The sequence below is a fragment of the Enterobacter sp. ECC-219 genome (assembly GCF_043966805.1).
Classification (GTDB): domain Bacteria; phylum Pseudomonadota; class Gammaproteobacteria; order Enterobacterales; family Enterobacteriaceae; genus Enterobacter; species Enterobacter cloacae_N.
The window spans coordinates 1913126-1929006 of sequence record NZ_CP143680.1 but is presented as its reverse complement, the minus strand read 5'-3'; the positions used below and the strand labels follow the sequence as shown (position 1 = coordinate 1929006).

Below are 15881 nucleotides of genomic sequence, written 5' to 3'. Positions count from 1 at the left end.
CGCTACCACCCATGAGCGTAGGAACTTATGTGGTGGTCTGGAGTAAGTTTAAAAAGGAAAATCACATGACAACTATCCCTTCCCTGTCTTACGCGCTTTCTGAGGAAAGTGCTGTTCATCACCTTCTTCACCTGCAACTTCCCGATTCTGCTGATCTCTTTGAGTTGGCTGACGCCTGCACTGCGTATGTTAGCGTGCTGGTGGACACTGACGATACGGTGACGTTTGCCACACTCTGCAAGCGATTGCTGGCTGCGCTTAAGCGGCTGCGTGAGTGCTGTGACTCGGAGCTTCCGTCGTATCTGGTTGAACAGTTGATCGCAGGGGAAAAGATTACCTCCAGTGTGCCGGACTGCTGGCAGGAAACGGCGTTGCAGGTGGATTATGCCGTGGCGTTAACGCTGGCGGTGATGGGCGGAACGTTGCCTGCGAGCGTGGCGAAAGAACTCACCGGGCTGCTGCATGATATGGTCTGGCTGCTGTCTGAATTTGTGAAGGAGCCTTATATAACGGCGCACTGAGGCGGGTGACTGAAGGCCGGAATTCTGCGAGGTAATAAGCATGATTTCGGCCTTACTCAAAGTACAAAGTTGTTTGTTGAATGTCCGTTAAGAGCGAAGAGCGGACCCGGGCGTTCTTTATAAAAATCCGTTTTGTGTTGTTTTGCATTAGGTTAGAGACGAAAAATATTGCGTCGGTGATTTACCCAGTGCTTTTCTGAACATCGTAATAAACGCGCTGACCGAATCATATCCCAGCATTCCGGCGACGCGCTGCACAGACTGACCTTCTGCCAGATGGCTCAGGGCTATCATCAAATGCAGTTGCTGACGCCAGCGACCAAAGCTCATTCCTGTTGCCTCTTTTATCCGTCTGGCCAGAGATCGCTCGCTGATGGCCAGATGAGCAGCCCATTGCTTTAACGTTCGCCGGTCATCAGGTTCATTAAAAAGTGCCGAAGCCATCTTCCGGATTTTAGGATGATCGGATACGGGAAGATGGAGCGCATTCACCGGCGCCTCCGGAATATGTTCCAGCAGCACCGCTGCGAGCCTGGCAGTTTTACTGTCAGGAGAATAAGCCTGTTCCTGCTCTGCAAGATACAGAACAAGCTCGCGGACCAGAGGCGTAATCGCCAGGGTACAGCAGATTTCCGGCATCGCTCCCGCTCCGGGTTCTATAAACAGAAAGCAGGTATCTGCATTCTTCGTGACCCGGCAACTATGAGGGATTTCACCCGGAACCCAGACTGCATGTCCCGGTGGAACAAGCCACAGCGCATCCTCAACCTCACAGCTTACTGCACCGTGCAAAGAGAGAATAAGTTGTCCCTTGCGATGAGCGTGCGGACTCTGCCCGGCATACTCGCCTGACGATGATACATGCAGGGCAATAGCAGCCTGACTGAAAGCATCGGCGTTAAACTCCTCCGGCGAGGTCACAGGTTTTTTATTAACTGGCATGATTTAGCTATATGTTGTCAGGTTATCTATATTCTGTAACTCATGTGTTCTTTAAAGTCTTTCTTTTTTCCAGAGAAAGCAAAATTTATGTCCCAAACGACGAACAAGTGGTCTTCAATCATACTTGTGACCGGCATCCTTTTTATTGCCATTAACCTGCGTGTTCCTTTTACCGCTATTGCACCCGTTTTAGAGTCTATCCGCCATGATTTTGGGCTTAGTATCACAGCCGTTGGGTTGCTTAACTCGCTACCTTTACTGGCCTTTGCCGCGTTTTCCCCCCTGAGCGCATCCATCTCCCGCAAGTACGGTCTGGATCGTACCCTATTTGGTGCTCTCGCCGTGATTTCAGCGGGCATCCTGCTTCGCTCCACAGGCAGCGTCGGGGCGCTTTATGGCGGAACCATATTAATAGGTATCGGGATTGCCCTGGGCAATGTGCTTCTGCCAGGCCTTATTAAACGTGATTTTTCCGGCAACGTGGCTTCCGTGACAGGGGCATATTCCATCACTATGGGTGCCGCTGGTGCCATTGGTTCAGCCATTGTCATTCCTCTGACGCAGAGCTGGGGCTGGAACATCGCATTAGCCATGCTGGTTATAGCACCGCTCCTTGCGCTGCTTTTATGGTTGCCTCAGTTAGCGAACAAGCATCAGTTGCCAGCAGCGGCGGAGAAACGAGCGGTGTCCGTCGCGGTCTGGCGCTCGCCTCTGGCATGGCAGGTCACCCTGTTTATGGGCCTGAATGCGTTGCCGTTTTATGTTGCGGTGGGCTGGCTGCCGGCCATTCTTACGGACAGTGGACTCTCCTCTGCTCAGGCTGGCGAGGTACACGGCATCCTTCAGCTGACCACTGCCATTCCCGGCCTGGTTCTGGCGGCCACGCTGCGTCGTCTCAACGATCAGAAATTAGCTGCTGCTGGCGTCAGCCTGTTAACCGCGGTGTCCTTTATCGGCATCCTTTATTTGCCGAATATGGCGATGCTGTGGGCTGCGCTTCTCGGCTTCGGCTCTGGTGCCAGCATGATGCTGGGTCTGACATTCATTGGGCTGCGTACTAAAAACGCCGGTGATGCTGCCGCCTTGTCAGGCATGGCGCAGAGTGTCGGTTATCTGATGGCGGCGATGGGGCCGCTGTTGCTGGGCAAGGTACAGGAGTTATCCGGAGGCTGGACGGTGCCATTACTGATGACCGCAGCAGTCGCAGTCGCAGGTGCCTGCACCGGAATCGCTGCCGGACGAAACGCTCACCTGGAACCTGTACTGCAGCCGGGCTGAATTCACAGACACAGCAGGGGGATCGTTCGGTTCCTCTGCTGAGCGGGCTATTAATTGTCGCTCTGAAGAATCTTCCTCTTATCGGAGTCATCTTTTATCGGAAAGACCTTTCTCACCTGCGCCGACGTTGAAAAGTCCAGCGACCCAGTCAGCAAAAGCACGCACGGCGGGAGAGAGAAAACGCTGATGCGGATAGAGCAGCGTTACCGGCACGGAGGATGGCTGCCAGTCCGCCAGAACCTCGACCAGTTTGCCTTGCTGCAGATTCTCCGAAATCACATTCTCAGCAAGCTGAGCAAGCCCAAAACCCTCAAGACACAGTCTGATGTAGAGTCCCGTTTCGTTGACGGCTGCATCCCCCTCAACCGGAACAGAGAAGGCCTCGGTGCCACACGTAAAACGCAGTTCATTGGTGCGCCTTCCCGAACCCGAAAAGTAATGAATCGCCCGATGCTGTGACAACGCTTCAGGCGTCTCAGGGACACCGAACTTCCTGAGATAGTCCGGCGAGGCGCAGGTCACCCAGCGAAACCGGCCAAGCGGACGGGCAACCAGCGTGGAGTCAGTTAATTCCCCGGTTCTGATGACGCAATCCACCCCTTCCTGAACAAGATCGACCTGCCGATCGCTCACGCCAATCATCAGATAGATATCCGGATAGAGCCGGTAGAAGTCTTTCAGATTTGGCATCACGATGAACTGGGCGATCCCACCAGGCATATCAACCCGCAGCCGCCCCTGAGGGCGTCTGAGGGAATCAGTCAGGCTGGATTCACTATGTTCAATCAGCGACAGGATCTCCCGGCACTGCGCCAGATACTGCAGGCCTTCAGGAGTAAGGCTGACCCGTCTTGTCGTCCGGTTAAGCAAACGCACCTGCAGGTATTTCTCCAGGTTTTTAATCGTGCTGGTGACGGTGGAAGAAGGCAGTGAAAGTGTTTCTGCCGCGCGAACAAAACTCCCGGCTTCAGCAACCCGCGTGAAAACCTGCATAGCCTGAATCCGATCCATCGTTCTGCTCCAGTTAAAAGTGAGTCTGATTATTCGAGAATTATGAATTATGAAAATACTTTACGCATCTTTTTCAGGCTAATGGTGTGGCGTATTGTTTCCTCATTGATCAGGAAAGAGGCAAGTTTATGGCCGGTTACATCAGAAATATTGTTAACAATCAAAATGTCACTTCACAGGCTACGCTGATTCGTGGCGCGACGATACTAAGCATGGACGAGAACATCGGTAATATTGAGCGTGGTGATATTCTCATCAACGGCTCAACGATTACCGCCGTGGGCCAGAACCTTGATGTGCCGGGGGCGCAAGTCATTAATGCCACCAATATGATTGCCATGCCGGGAATGGTCGATTCTCATCGTCATGCCTGGGAAGGACAGCTGCGCCGCATTAACCCAAACGCCACCTGCCTGGACGACTACAGCAACGCCACACACTTCTCGTTCGCTAAATATTACCGTCCTGCCGATATCTATGTCGGTAACCTGCTGACGGCGCTGGGCGCTATTGACGCGGGCATCACCACGATGATCGATAACTCGCACAACAGCCGAACTGCAGCGCATTCCGACGCTGCAGTCGAGGCTCTGCTTGATAGCGGCATTCGCGCCATTCATGCTTCCGGCGCACCGGTAGCCGGCGAATGGGATAAAGCGCACTGGCCGGGCAACTGGCAGCGTCTGCAGGAGAAGTATTTCACCGACAACCCTGAAAGCCTGGTCTCTCTCGCCGTCATGGCCCAGTTGGAGCCAGAGTTGTGGGCCGAGGCCCGTAGACTGGGACTGTCGATAGTCACTGAGTTTTTTGGCGCTGAGATGGGGTCTGAACTTGAGTCGCTGCATCAGCAGGGGCTGCTGGGTCCGGACAATATTTTCAATCACTGCACGGCGCTGCCAGACCGGGGATGGGAAATTCTGCGGGAAGCGGGTGTCCGGGTGAACGTCTGCCCGCGCTCAGATTCGCACTATGGGATCGAAAGCGGGATGTTCGCCATTGAGGCCGCGCAGCGTCATGGCTTCCATCCCGGTCTGAGCGTGGACAATGAAACGTCATACAGCACCGACATGTTTATGGAGATGCGTGTCGCTTTTTATCTGCAGCGTGTGATAGGCATGCATCAGCAGCAGTGCTGCGATTCTGAACATGCGCTGAAAACGCTTCCGGCAGCGCAACTCCTTAAGGCCGCGACTCTTGATGGCGCAGCCTGTGCAGGGTTACAGGACAAAGTGGGCAGCCTGACGCCAGGCAAACAGGCTGACCTGGTGCTGATTAACGCCAGTGACCTTAACCTGTACCCGTCCGGAAATGCCTTTGGCACGGTAGTACATGCCGCCGAGCGCAGCAACATCGATACCGTCATGATCGGCGGGCGCATCGTTAAACAGAACGGTAAGGTGCTGGGCGTAGACAGCGAGCGACTGCGTACGGCGATTGATGAGTCGCGTGAGCACCTGTTTGCTGCTTCTGGCTACCAGCCTGACATTTTTGCTGACGCTTTCCTGTCGCTGGAGCAGGCAGACTGACCGGGATGAAAAGAATGATTTATTACGTAATCGCGTTTGCCGCAGGTCTGGGGATCACCATGCAGACAACCCTGAACAGCCAGCTGGCAAGGGGACTGGCAGGAGATCCGGTCACTGCGGCGCTCTTTTCCTTCACGGCGGGCGCGTTCAGTCTGGGGATTTACGCACTGCTCAGGGGCGGGCTAATGACATCGCTGGCGGCGATCCCGTCACAACCCCTCTGGAGTCTTACGGGCGGCCTGATAGGCGCATGTGCCCTTTTCAGCTATGTCGTGCTGGCGCCGAAAATCGGGTTTTCAGCTCTGCTCGGGCTGGCGATTGTCGGGCAGTTGCTTTCCTCGCAGATGATTGACCATTTTGGCTTGCTGGGCACTGTTCGGCGTCCGGTTTCGTTACTCAGGCTGGGGGGAATGGTTGTCATGCTGATCGGACTTGCCGTCATGCTTTTCGGCGATCGGCTCTCTGCACGTTTTCTGCAGTAACTGCATTATCCACTTGCCATCGTACAGTATGACTTTTTTATCCGGAGGATTAACATGTTTTCAATTGCAGCTGATGTCAGAAATACGCTGGGAGAGTGCCCGCTGTGGTGTGAAAGAACCCGCAGGCTCTTCTGGGCTGACATTGAAGCCAGTGAACTGCTCGCCATAGAAGAAGGCAATGACGCTGTGATGCGCTGGTCGCTGCCTGAACGCCTTGGCTCCTTTGCCCTGACTGAACAAAACCACGTTCTGCTGATGGGACTCGCGTCCAGGCTGGCTTTCTATGATCTCAATACCGGGTTGCTCACCACGGTGGTTGCTTCTCCGGGAAATACCGGTGCCCGTATAGGTGATGGACGGTGTGACCGTGCCGGTAATTTTGTCTTCGGGACGATGGATGTTGGTTATCCCGCTAAAGTCATCGGTAAGTTTCACCGTCTCAACGCGGCAACGCTGACTGTTGAGACGCTTGAACTGCCCGATGTCGCTATCCCGAACAGCATCTCTTTCAGCCCCGATGGTTGCACGCTCTATTATTGTGACTCGATGCAGGGTCGGATAATGTGCTGTGATTACCCCTCGCTGCAGAACCAGCACGTGTTCGCCGAAACCGAAAGCAGCGGCGCGCCTGATGGTTCCTGCATTGATGCGCAGGGCTATTTGTGGAACGCAGAATGGGGCGGCAGTCGGGTTGTTCGATACAGTCCGGGGGGAGAAATACACAGCATTCTTTCTGCTCCAGCCCTCCAGACAACCTGCCCGGTGCTTGGTGGTTCGTCACTCAACACACTTTTTTGTACCAGTGCCCGGGTAGGACTCGCAGAGCCAAGCGCTTATGACGGTGCGCTTTTCAGCATTAGGTCACCTTTTTTTGCCGGATTACCAGAAAGCCGATTTGCAGCGCACAAAATATAACTTCCGGCATTTGAGCTGATTCCGGCTGAGAGAAATCGTCCGCTTATGGCACAACACAGACATTCATACTCACATCTATCACCTTCCCTCCCTATCTCCCTAAAGCCACGCTCGCCGACAGCCCCGCCACCAACTCAACCCCCTCCGGCAACCTGTCGATATGAATACGCACCGGCACGCGCTGCGCCAGCCGGACCCAGCTAAAGGTGGGCTCGACGTCGGGCAGCCCCAGCCCGCCCGTCTCATCGTTGCTGTCCCCGATCCCATGTCCGATGCTCTCCACGTGACCCGTGATGACCGGCTCGTACCCCATCAGCACCACCTGCGCGGCATCCCCGACGCGGATATGGCGCAGCTTGGTCTCTTCAAAGTACCCCACCACCCAGAAGCTGTGGGCATCGACGATGGCGACCTTCGTCTCCCCCGCTGTCGCATAATCGCCAGGGCGAAGCCGCAGGTGCGTGACGTACCCCGAAACCGGCGCACGGACGGTGGCGTGCGCCAGATTAAGCTCTGCCAGATCCAGCGCGGCCAGCGCGCCGTGATAATTGGCCGCCGCGACGTTCGCCGCGCTGCCGGTTTGCTGCAAATCCTCGCTCGAAATAGCGTTTTTAATCAGCGTGCGGCGATGGGCCGCGTCCTGGCGCATCAGCATTTCATGGCGTTTCGACTCGACGTCAGCCTGCGCGCTGACCACCGCCAGCTTCAGCCAGCGCGGATCGATGGTGTAGAGCACATCGCCCCGGTTCACCCACTGGTTGTCCCGCACGGCCACGCTGATGACCGGCCCGGAGACGTCCGGCGCTATCTGCACCACGTCCGCCCGCACGCGGCCGTCGCGGGTCCACGGCGTATGTGCATAGTGTTTCCACATCAGAAACGCCAGAAGCGTGGCCGCCGCGACGACGCTTAACGTCAGCGCATAGCGAGCCAGTAAAGAAAGCAGTGATTTCATGATAATAACCCCAACGCAGTCAGGCCCTGCATCAGCAGGAAAAAGGTGACAATCCAGGTGGAAACATCCATCAGCGGGCGAAACGGCAAGCGCCGGTAGAGCCTGCTGAGAGAGAAAAGCGCGACGAGGCCCAGCGTGCAGACCAGCGCCGCGAGGGCGACCATCAGCAGCCCCGGAATAAAAACCCCGCCGATATTGAGATCGTTAACCATGGTCCGGCTCCCGTAATGCACAGTGCAGATCCACCAGCCTGAAGACAAACTGGCGCGTATGTTCATCTGCCGCAGGCAGATGGCGTTCGATAAGGGTAACGATGCGCTCGCGTAAGGCGTGGCGGTCCGCGGCATTTATCCGATGAAAAAGCGCGGCAACCTCCCTTTCGGGCGGTGTGTCGCTGCGGCGTAAATGCATGACCGACAGCCCCAGGCGCAGCGCGTGCAGCAGTCGACCGAGCGCCTGCTCTGGAGCGCACTCGCTGCGCTGTAAACGTGGCAGCAACAGCGCGGTTCGGTCCATCATCAGGTTGATCCAGTACGTTTCGTCGACCCGCAGCGTGCCCTTCACGCTGCGGCGAATGTCGCGCTGGCACAGGTTCAGCAGACGGGTGATGGCACCATCCGCCTGCACGGTTTGCAGCAGGCTCATGCTGACGACGGCATAGCCGGTGGCGGCAAAGAGCGCGATGGCGGTGTTGGCCGCAACGGCAAAATCTCCGCTGTAGTGCGCCCCCAGCTCGCACAGAATGGGCAGCGTCAGGGTAATACCCATCGCCATAAACGTGGTGGGCGGACGCGCCTGAAGCGACCCGGCCAGCAGATACGCCGGGGCAAGCACCGCCACCAGCACCGGGAAATCGCTCACCAGCGGCAGCAGCGCAAAGCTGTAGAACAGGCTAATGACCACGCCCCAGAACGAGCCAACGATGTATTTCACGATGTGGGGCGCCGGAGTGTCGAAGCTGCCGAACAGCGTGCAGCAGACCCCCAGGATAGACACCGCCGTACCGCCATCCGGCCACGCTGAGAAGATCCAGACCAGACAGCCGCTCAGGATGATAGCGAAAGCCCCCAGCGCCGTGCGGGCTGCGGTCAGAGGATCCCGGTGAAAAACGTAGCCTTTCGCCGCGCGGGTTTGCCTCTCCCCAACGACGGGTTTGGCATGGCGGATGGCCCCGGAAAGACGTTCGCACTGCTGCAGAAGAGCGATGGCCTCCGAGAGGTAGCGAATAAAACTGACCTGCAACGCGTCGTCAAAGGTCTGCGCCTGCGCGGCATACCGATCGACGAGAAGCGCACAGCGGAGCCGCAGCGCCTCTGCCGTGCTGCTGGCGCCTTCAACGGCAAGCCAGGCCTGAACGTCGCCCAGCAATACCTGCACGTCGGCGGGCAGGGTTCCGATCGCTGGCAGGCGATCGTGAAGTTCACAGTTGACGATAACCAGCCGAGCCAGCCGATCGTGGATCGCCTTTCTGGCCTGCCGCACCGGAGCTGAAAGGGCAAAATCATACGGAATATGGTGGCTTATGCCCTGCAGGAACTGCAGCGCCAGGGCCAGATGCAGAGGGGCGGAAGCCGCATCGGGTTTACCTGATAAGGTATCAGCCACCCGCCCGCGCGCGGCCTGTAGCGTCTGGGATAATTTCCCGTTGAACAGCCCCGAGACGCGCGCGGGCAGCACGTAGCGGTGAATCAGCGCCGCGCAGAAAATCCCGATAGCGATCTCCTGCACGCGGACAATGGCGACGTTAAAAATGCCGCCGGGATCGGACACCGCGGGAAAACCAATCAGGCTCGCGGTGTAGCCGGCCAGCACAAAGGCGTACGCCCGGGGCGTGCGCTCCAGCAGGGAGAGCCACAGGCAGAATACGATCCAGCCCGTCAGCACCACGCTACACAGGACTGGCGTATTCGCGAAGGTGGGCACAATCAGCACGGTCGCGCTGGCCCCCGCCACGGTACCGGCCAGCCGGTAGAGGCTTCGGCTCAGCGATGCCCCAACTGACGTCTGTGACACGATGTAAACCGTAATAATGGCCCACGAGGGACGTTCGAGGCCTATCGAGAGCGCTATGTAATAAGCCAGCATCGCCGCGGCAAAGCTCTTCGCGGCGTAGATCAGCGCGCCCGCGTCGTTTCGCAACGTGTCAGGCAGGCGCACAGGATGAGAGAAGATGTTTTTCATGCCGGGATTATTACCGGCTTACAGACGCCCTTAAATACTCTATTCTGTCAAAAAATACCTAAATGTTGCCAGAATCGTGAAACCTCAACTCGCTCATACGCTGTATGACCCTGACGCCACCACCTCCCCTGCCGTGGCGCGTCATCTGGACTTCGTGGATTACGCCGCGGAAGTGCCGGTACATACCCACCGCAAGGGCCAGCTGATTATTGCCCGATACGGTGCGGTCAGCTGTTACTCGGAGAATGACATCTGGATCGTGCCGCCGGACTGCGCCGTCTGGATCCCCGGCGGGATCCCGCACAGCGCCAGGGCGACCTGGAACGCGCATCTCAACTATTTGTTTATTGAGCCCGGCGCGGCGGTACTGCCGGAGAGATGCTGCACCCTGGCGATCTCGCCGTTGATTAAGGAGCTGGTCGATCGTCTGACGCGCGAAGGCGTGGATTATCCTCCCGACAGCCACGTCGCCAGGCTGATCAGAGTCACGCTTGACGAGCTCGCCAGCATGCCGCAGCAGAAGCTGAGCCTGCCGGTCTCGACTGACCCGAAAATTCGCGCCATGGCCGACGCGCTGGTCAGCCGCCCGGAGGACAGAAGCACTCTGAAGGAGTGGGCAAAACGGCTTGCCCTCAGCGAGCGCTCGTTTGCCCGCCTGATGCAGCGCGAGACCGGGCTGAGCTTCGGGCGATGGCGCCAGCAGCTGCTTTTGATTATTGCCCTGCGGGAGCTGGCAAGCGGCGTGCCCGTCCAGAACGTGGCGGCAACGCTCGGGTACGAATCCGTGAATGCGTTTATCACCATGTTCCGTAAAGCGATGGGCAGCACGCCCGCCCACTACTTTGCCGAACGGAAAAACAGCGGCCGTTAGCCCGGCCCCTCGCTCCCCGCCGCCAGCAGCGGCACCACCACGTCACTGATGGGCACCGCAATCCCGTGCTTGCGGCCGTAGCGCTGGATCACGCCGTTGCGGATATCCCACTCCATCGGGCGATCCGCCTGACGGTCGGCAAGGATCGACGTGCCCAAATCAACTGGCGCACGCTGGAAGTTCGCCAGAATCTCCTGCGCCACCGCATCATCCAGCTTCGCCCCCTCAGCGCGGGCGACGGCAAGCCCCTCGCGCAGATAGGCTAGCGCAAGCTCGCTGATATCCTCGCGCCTGAACATCCCTGCGCGGCGGTTGGCCAGCACCATCAGCCCGGCGACCGCGTTTTGTAGCAGCTTGCGCCAGGCGACGGTAGCGAAATCTGCCGAGAGTTCAACCGCGCAGCGCGTATCGCGAAGCGCCTCCACCACCCGCTGCGCCTGCGGCACGTCCGGCAGCGTCAGACGCGGCTTCGCCCGCAGCCAGACGGAGGCATCCGGCTCGCGCTGCGCCGGGAACCAGACTACCGACGGCAGCACCGCTGCGCCGTTAACCCACGGCTCAAGCTGGGCTTTTTGCTCCACGCCGTTTTGCAGCGCGCAGACCACGGTGTTTTCATCACACAGAGCCCGCAGCCATCCTGCGCTGTCGGCATTTTGCGTCGTTTTTACCGCCACGAAAACGAGATCGACGGGGCGCGTAATGTCGGCCGGATCGGTTAATACCGGACCGGGCACCACGGTTTCACCCTCGTCGTGGCGCAGGCGTAATTCCGGATGCGCGGTGCGTCCGCACAGCAGCGGCGTGCGGCCCGCGTCATGCAACACAGCGGCAATGGTGGTGCCAATCGCACCGGGACCAATCAGCGCAATGGTTGGATGGTCAGACATAAGTCACTCCCCTTTTGCTAAGCCTGCTATCAGTTATACCACCCTGAGACGAGCGCGCCACACCCGTTGTCTATACTCAACATTCACAGACAACGGAGTGCGCCATGCCTTTACCTGATTTTAAATCCTCTGAACCGTTCACCCTCGGCATCGAACTCGAACTGCAGGTGGTTAACCCGCCGGGCTACGATCTGAGCCAGGACTCCTCCGCGCTTATCGCCGCCGTCAAAGACGACATCAAAGGCGGCGAAGTCAAACACGACATCACCGAAAGCATGCTCGAAATCGCCACCGGCGTGTGCCTGAACATCGACCAGGCGGCGGCGCAGTTCTCGGTGATGCAGCAGAGCATTCTGCGCGCCGCGGCGGAGCAGCATATTCAGATTTGCGGCGGCGGGACGCACCCCTTCCAGAAGTGGCAGCGTCAGGAGGTGTGCGACGACGAGCGCTATAACGTCACGCTGGAGCGCTTTGGCTATCTGATTTTGCAGGCAACGGTGTTCGGCCAGCACGTGCACGTCGGCTGTCGAACCGGGGACGACGCGATTTACCTGCTGCACGGCCTGTCGCGCTTCGTGCCGCACTTTATCGCCCTGGCGGCAGCCTCGCCGTATATGCAGGGCACGGACACGAAATTCGCCTCGTCGCGACTGAACATTTTTTCGGGGTTCCCGGATAACGGCCAGATGCCGTGGGTTAACAGCTGGCAGGAGTTCGAAGGGCTGTTCCGCCGCCTGAGTTCGACCAGCATGATCGACAGCATTAAGGATCTGCACTGGGACATCCGCCCCAGCCCGCACTTCGGCACTGTGGAGGTGCGGGTGATGGATACGCCGCTGACGCTCGGCCACGCGATTAACATCGCCGGGCTTATTCAGGCGACGTCGCACTGGCTGTTAACCGCGCGACCCTATAAGCATCAGGAGAAGGATTTTCTGCTCTACCGCTTTAACCGTTTTCAGGCCTGTCGCTACGGGCTGGAGGGGATCCTGACGGACGTGCACACCGGCGAGCACAAAACCGTAGCGGAAGACATTGCGTGGCTGCTGGAGCAGGTTGCACCGTCGGCCGAGAAGCTCGGCGCGACCAGCGCAATCAATGAAATCGCCCTGCTGTTAAAGCAGGGCAAGAGCGAGGCACAGCGCATGCGGGACTTTATCGCCGACGGCGGCTCGCTTATTTCTCTGGTGCAGAAACACTGCGAGCTGTGGGCGACGAGTCCGTAAGGCCGTGACCCCACTCGCGCAGGCGCTGGAACAGCACGAACAGCGCGGGGATGAACACAATCCCCACCACGGTCGCCACCAGCATGCCGCTGAACACCGTGGTGCCGATGATGCGGCGGCTCTGGGCACCCGCTCCGGTCGCCAGCATCATGGGCAGGACGCCGATAATGAACGACACGGCGGTCATCATCACCGCGCGGAAGCGGCGCGAGGCCCCTTCCTTTGCGGCATCGACAATCGCCATCCCGTCCATGCGCCGCGCGCGGGCAAACTCCACGATAAGAATGGCGTTTTTAGCCGCTAGCGCGATCAGCAATACCAGGCCAATCTGCACGTACACGTCATTGGCGTAGCCCGCCAACCACAGCCAGACCAGCGCCCCGCCGAGGGCGAACAGCACCGAGAGCATCACGCTCGCCGGGAGCGTCCAGCTCTCGTACTGGGCGACGAGGAACAGCCACGCCATCACCACCGCCGCCAGCACGATCCATATCGCCTGATTGCCGGTCTGCTGCTCCTGATATGACATGCCGCTCCAGGCGTAGTTGTACCCCGCAGGCAAATTCTCCGCCAGAATCTCGCCCATCGCCGCCATCGCGGTGCTGCTGCTCACCCCAGCCGCCGCCGAGCCGCTCACCGACACGGACGGGAACTGGTTGTACTGCTGCAGGAACGGCGCGCCGACGCTCGGCGTGATGGTGACGAGATTGCTCAGGCGCACCCGCTCGCCGCTGTTGCTACGCACGAACAGCTCGCTGATTTGCTCTGCGCGCTCGCGCCACTGCATCTCGTTTTGCATCACCACGTGGTAGACGCGGTTGTTGACGCTGAAATCCCCAGCGCGGGTGCCGCCAAAGGCGGTCTGCAGGCTGCTGAAGATTCGTGATACCGGCACGTCGAGGCGCGCGGCGCGCTCGCGGTCAACGGTTAGCGTCAGCTGCGGCACATTGCTGCTCCAGGTGGTGAACACGCGGCTCAGCTGCGGATGCTGGTTAGCTTTCGCCAGCACCTCACGCGTCACGCGCTCCAGCTCCGCCGGGCTCTGCCCCGCATGCGCCTGAATGCGCAGGTCGAAGCCGGAGGCGTTGCCCAGCCCCGGCAGCGTCGGTGGCGCGAAGGTCATGATGGTCGCTTCCGGTAGGGCCAGCAACTGGCGCTGCAGGCTCCCCATCACCTCGTCCAGCGGCGGACGCTCGCTCCAGTCTTTGAGCATGATGGAGATAAACCCGCCGTTAGAGGCGCTGGTGCCGTTGAGGATGTTAAACCCGGAGACCTGAATCACGTCCTCCACCGCCGGATTTTTGGCGATGAGTTCGCGCGCCGTGGTCATCACCGCTTCGGTACGCTCCAGCGAGGCTGCTTCCGGCAGCTGGACGCTGGCGAAGAAGTAGCCCTGATCCTCCTGCGGCAGGAAGCCTTTTGGCATCGACATAAAGCTGAACACCACTACCGCCGCCGCGCATGCGGTGGCCAGCAGTGCCAGCCACGGGCGCAGGTTTAAGACGTGCACGATGCGGGTATAGAAACCGCGCGTGGCGTCCAACCCGCGATTAAAGGCGCGATAAACCGCAGCAGGCTTCTCCGGGCGCGGGCGCAGCAGCAGCGCGCACAGGGCGGGCGTCAGGGTCAGCGCCACCAGGCTTGAGAGGGTGACGGCGGTGGAGAGTGTCACAGCGAACTGGCGGTACAGCTCGCCGACAATCCCCGGCAGGAGCGCAACCGGCACAAACACCGCCAGCAGCACCAGCGTCGTCGCGATGACCGGCCCGGCAATCTGGCGCAGGGCCAGCGCGGTCGCCGCCGTGCGGCTCTGCCCTTCCGCCATCAGCGTTTCGACGCTCTCCACCACCACGATGGCGTCATCCACCACCATGGTCAGCGCCAGAATGATGGCGAACAGGCTGAGGGTGTTGGCGGAGTAGCCGAGCGTGTAGAGCAGCGCGAAGGTGCCCACCAGCGACACCGGAATAGCAAGCGCGACAATCAGCGTTGCGCGCCAGCTTTGCAGGAACAGGGAAACGACGATAACCACCGCCAGCATGGTGAGCGCCAGCGAGACGCCGATCTCTTTAATGGTGGCGGCCACAAAGGAAGTGGTGTCGAACTTCACCTCGTATACCAGGTCGTCCGGGAAGCGCGTCGAGAGGCGCTCCAGCTCCGCGCGCACCGCGTCGGCCACGCGCAGGGCGTTGGCGGACGGCGTCGGGTAGATGCCGAGGTAGGCGGAGTCGTGCCCGTTCAGCTGCGCGCCCGAGCTGTAGCTGCGCGAGCCAAGCTCAATGGTGGCGACGTCCTTCAGGCGCACCAGCTGGCCCATCTCGCCCGCGCGGATGATGATGTCGGCAAAGTCTTCGGCCTGATTTAAGCGCCCCAGCCCGTTGATGGTCAGGGTCTGCTGCTGGCCGTTAAATACCGGCGGCGTGCCAACCTGGCCTGCCGCCCCCTGCACGTTCTGCTCGCGCAGCGCCTGCGCCACGTCGTCGGTGGTGACGTTCAGGGCGTTCATGCGGTCCGGACGCAGCCAGATGCGCATGCTGTAGTCGCGCGCGCCAAACATCTGCACCTGCCCGACGCCCGGCAGGCGAGCCAGCGCCTCGCGCACCTGGGTGCTGGCGTAGTTGCTGACGAACAGCGGCGTATGGGTGTTATTCGGTGAGTAAAGGCTTACCCCCATCATCAGGTTGGTGGCGCGCTTGCGCACCTGCACGCCGTTTTGCTGCGCCTCGGTCGGCAGCTGCGCCACGGCCTGCGCCACGCGGTTCTGCACGTCGATGGCGGCGAGGTCCGGATCGGTGCCCGCCGCAAAGGTAATGTTCAGACTGTAGGTGCCTTCGTCCGAACTGGTGGACTCCATGTAGAGCATGTGGTCCACGCCGTTCAACTGGGTCTCCAGCGGCGTGGCAATGGCCTCCGCCACGTCGGCCGAGCTGGCGCCCGGCCAGCTGGCAGAAACGTTCACGACCGGCGGCGCGATCTGCGGGTACTGCTCCACCGGAATAATCTTCAGCGCGATGGCCCCCAGCAGGGTGATGACCAGCGCAATCACCATCGCGAAGCGCGGGCGTTTGATGAAAAACGTCAGCATG

14 protein-coding genes are annotated in these 15881 nt (G+C 59.5%); 7 read left to right on the top strand and 7 right to left on the bottom strand.

The window, feature by feature from the left end; genetic code table 11:
• Nucleotides 1-65: 65 nt before the first annotated feature.
• Nucleotides 66-521 (top strand): hypothetical protein, encoded by a 456-nt coding sequence (locus tag V1603_RS09035; RefSeq protein ID WP_395313809.1) that lies wholly within the window; start codon nt 66-68, stop codon nt 519-521.
• A gap of 147 nt (nt 522-668) precedes the next feature.
• Here the strand turns inward: V1603_RS09035 and V1603_RS09030 are convergent, their stop codons facing one another.
• Complete coding sequence (locus V1603_RS09030) at nt 669-1463, bottom strand: AraC family transcriptional regulator (protein WP_395313808.1); 795 nt, start codon at nt 1461-1463, stop codon at nt 669-671.
• Nucleotides 1464-1550: 87 nt separating this feature from the next.
• Between V1603_RS09030 and V1603_RS09025 the strand changes: the two genes are divergently transcribed.
• Nucleotides 1551-2741, top strand: coding sequence for an MFS transporter (locus V1603_RS09025; RefSeq protein WP_395313807.1), 1191 nt, complete (start codon nt 1551-1553; stop codon nt 2739-2741).
• 87 nt (nt 2742-2828) lie between these two features.
• On the opposite strand, the gene V1603_RS09020 is transcribed toward V1603_RS09025, so the two are convergent.
• Nucleotides 2829-3752: a LysR family transcriptional regulator gene (locus V1603_RS09020; protein WP_395313806.1), complete on the bottom strand. Its 924-nt coding sequence runs from the start codon at nt 3750-3752 to the stop codon at nt 2829-2831.
• Between the two features lie 128 nt (nt 3753-3880).
• Between V1603_RS09020 and V1603_RS09015 the strand changes: the two genes are divergently transcribed.
• Genes V1603_RS09015 through V1603_RS09005 form a run of 3 tightly spaced genes read left to right on the top strand, consistent with a single transcriptional unit; the run spans nt 3881 to nt 6675 of the window.
• Nucleotides 3881-5278 carry an amidohydrolase family protein gene (locus tag V1603_RS09015; protein WP_395313805.1) on the top strand — a complete coding sequence of 466 codons (1398 nt, stop codon included), beginning with the start codon at nt 3881-3883 and terminating at the stop codon, nt 5276-5278.
• A gap of 14 nt (nt 5279-5292) precedes the next feature.
• The gene (locus tag V1603_RS09010) at nt 5293-5760 is read left to right on the top strand and encodes a DMT family transporter (protein WP_395313804.1); all 468 of its coding nucleotides are present in this window, start codon (nt 5293-5295) and stop codon (nt 5758-5760) included.
• Nucleotides 5761-5814: 54 nt separating this feature from the next.
• On the top strand, nt 5815-6675 hold the full coding sequence (locus V1603_RS09005) for an SMP-30/gluconolactonase/LRE family protein (protein ID WP_395313803.1): 861 nt from the start codon (nt 5815-5817) through the stop codon (nt 6673-6675).
• Between the two features lie 91 nt (nt 6676-6766).
• Here V1603_RS09005 and V1603_RS09000 read toward each other — a convergent pair whose 3' ends face one another.
• The 3 genes from V1603_RS09000 to V1603_RS08990 are packed head-to-tail and all read right to left on the bottom strand — an operon-like array spanning nt 6767 to nt 9811.
• A complete protein-coding gene (locus V1603_RS09000; protein WP_395313802.1) occupies nt 6767-7630 on the bottom strand; it encodes an efflux RND transporter periplasmic adaptor subunit in 864 nt (287 codons plus the stop codon).
• Nucleotides 7627-7842, bottom strand: a complete 216-nt coding sequence (locus tag V1603_RS08995; RefSeq protein WP_033144858.1) for a DUF1656 domain-containing protein — start codon at nt 7840-7842, stop codon at nt 7627-7629. The genes V1603_RS09000 and V1603_RS08995 overlap by 4 nt, the downstream gene beginning before the upstream one ends.
• Complete coding sequence (locus V1603_RS08990) at nt 7835-9811, bottom strand: FUSC family protein (RefSeq protein ID WP_395313801.1); 1977 nt, start codon at nt 9809-9811, stop codon at nt 7835-7837. Before V1603_RS08990 ends, V1603_RS08995 begins: the two co-directional genes overlap by 8 nt.
• Nucleotides 9812-9887: 76 nt before the next feature.
• On the opposite strand from V1603_RS08990, the gene V1603_RS08985 reads away from it, so the two are divergent.
• Entirely contained in the window at nt 9888-10682 is a 795-nt protein-coding gene (locus V1603_RS08985; RefSeq protein WP_395313800.1) for an AraC family transcriptional regulator, read from the top strand.
• Here the strand turns inward: V1603_RS08985 and V1603_RS08980 are convergent.
• Nucleotides 10679-11569 (bottom strand): oxidoreductase, encoded by an 891-nt coding sequence (locus tag V1603_RS08980; RefSeq protein WP_395313799.1) that lies wholly within the window; start codon nt 11567-11569, stop codon nt 10679-10681. The genes V1603_RS08985 and V1603_RS08980 overlap by 4 nt on opposite strands.
• A gap of 104 nt (nt 11570-11673) precedes the next feature.
• Here V1603_RS08980 and V1603_RS08975 point away from each other — a divergent pair, with 104 nt between their 5' ends.
• On the top strand, nt 11674-12795 hold the full coding sequence (locus V1603_RS08975) for a YbdK family carboxylate-amine ligase (protein WP_395313798.1): 1122 nt from the start codon (nt 11674-11676) through the stop codon (nt 12793-12795).
• Here the strand turns inward: V1603_RS08975 and V1603_RS08970 are convergent.
• Entirely contained in the window at nt 12746-15880 is a 3135-nt protein-coding gene (locus V1603_RS08970) for an efflux RND transporter permease subunit (RefSeq protein ID WP_395313797.1), read from the bottom strand. The two genes, V1603_RS08975 and V1603_RS08970, sit on opposite strands and share 50 nt — an antisense overlap.
• Between the last annotated feature and the right edge of the window lies 1 nt (nt 15881).

Excerpts from the sequence above, each read along its gene's own strand:
- V1603_RS09035 (WP_395313809.1), top strand. The coding sequence starts at position 66 with ATGACAACTATCCCTTCCCTGTCTTACGCGCTTTCTGAGGAAAGTGCT.
- V1603_RS09030 (WP_395313808.1), bottom strand. The coding sequence starts at position 1,463 with ATGCCAGTTAATAAAAAACCTGTGACCTCGCCGGAGGAGTTTAACGCC.
- V1603_RS09025 (WP_395313807.1), top strand. The coding sequence starts at position 1,551 with ATGTCCCAAACGACGAACAAGTGGTCTTCAATCATACTTGTGACCGGC.
- V1603_RS09020 (WP_395313806.1), bottom strand. The coding sequence starts at position 3,752 with ATGGATCGGATTCAGGCTATGCAGGTTTTCACGCGGGTTGCTGAAGCC.
- V1603_RS09015 (WP_395313805.1), top strand. The coding sequence starts at position 3,881 with ATGGCCGGTTACATCAGAAATATTGTTAACAATCAAAATGTCACTTCA.
- V1603_RS09010 (WP_395313804.1), top strand. The coding sequence starts at position 5,293 with ATGATTTATTACGTAATCGCGTTTGCCGCAGGTCTGGGGATCACCATG.
- V1603_RS09005 (WP_395313803.1), top strand. The coding sequence starts at position 5,815 with ATGTTTTCAATTGCAGCTGATGTCAGAAATACGCTGGGAGAGTGCCCG.
- V1603_RS09000 (WP_395313802.1), bottom strand. The coding sequence starts at position 7,630 with ATGAAATCACTGCTTTCTTTACTGGCTCGCTATGCGCTGACGTTAAGC.
- V1603_RS08995 (WP_033144858.1), bottom strand. The coding sequence starts at position 7,842 with ATGGTTAACGATCTCAATATCGGCGGGGTTTTTATTCCGGGGCTGCTG.
- V1603_RS08990 (WP_395313801.1), bottom strand. The coding sequence starts at position 9,811 with ATGAAAAACATCTTCTCTCATCCTGTGCGCCTGCCTGACACGTTGCGA.
- V1603_RS08980 (WP_395313799.1), bottom strand. The coding sequence starts at position 11,569 with ATGTCTGACCATCCAACCATTGCGCTGATTGGTCCCGGTGCGATTGGC.
- V1603_RS08975 (WP_395313798.1), top strand. The coding sequence starts at position 11,674 with ATGCCTTTACCTGATTTTAAATCCTCTGAACCGTTCACCCTCGGCATC.
- V1603_RS08970 (WP_395313797.1), bottom strand. The coding sequence starts at position 15,880 with ATGCTGACGTTTTTCATCAAACGCCCGCGCTTCGCGATGGTGATTGCG.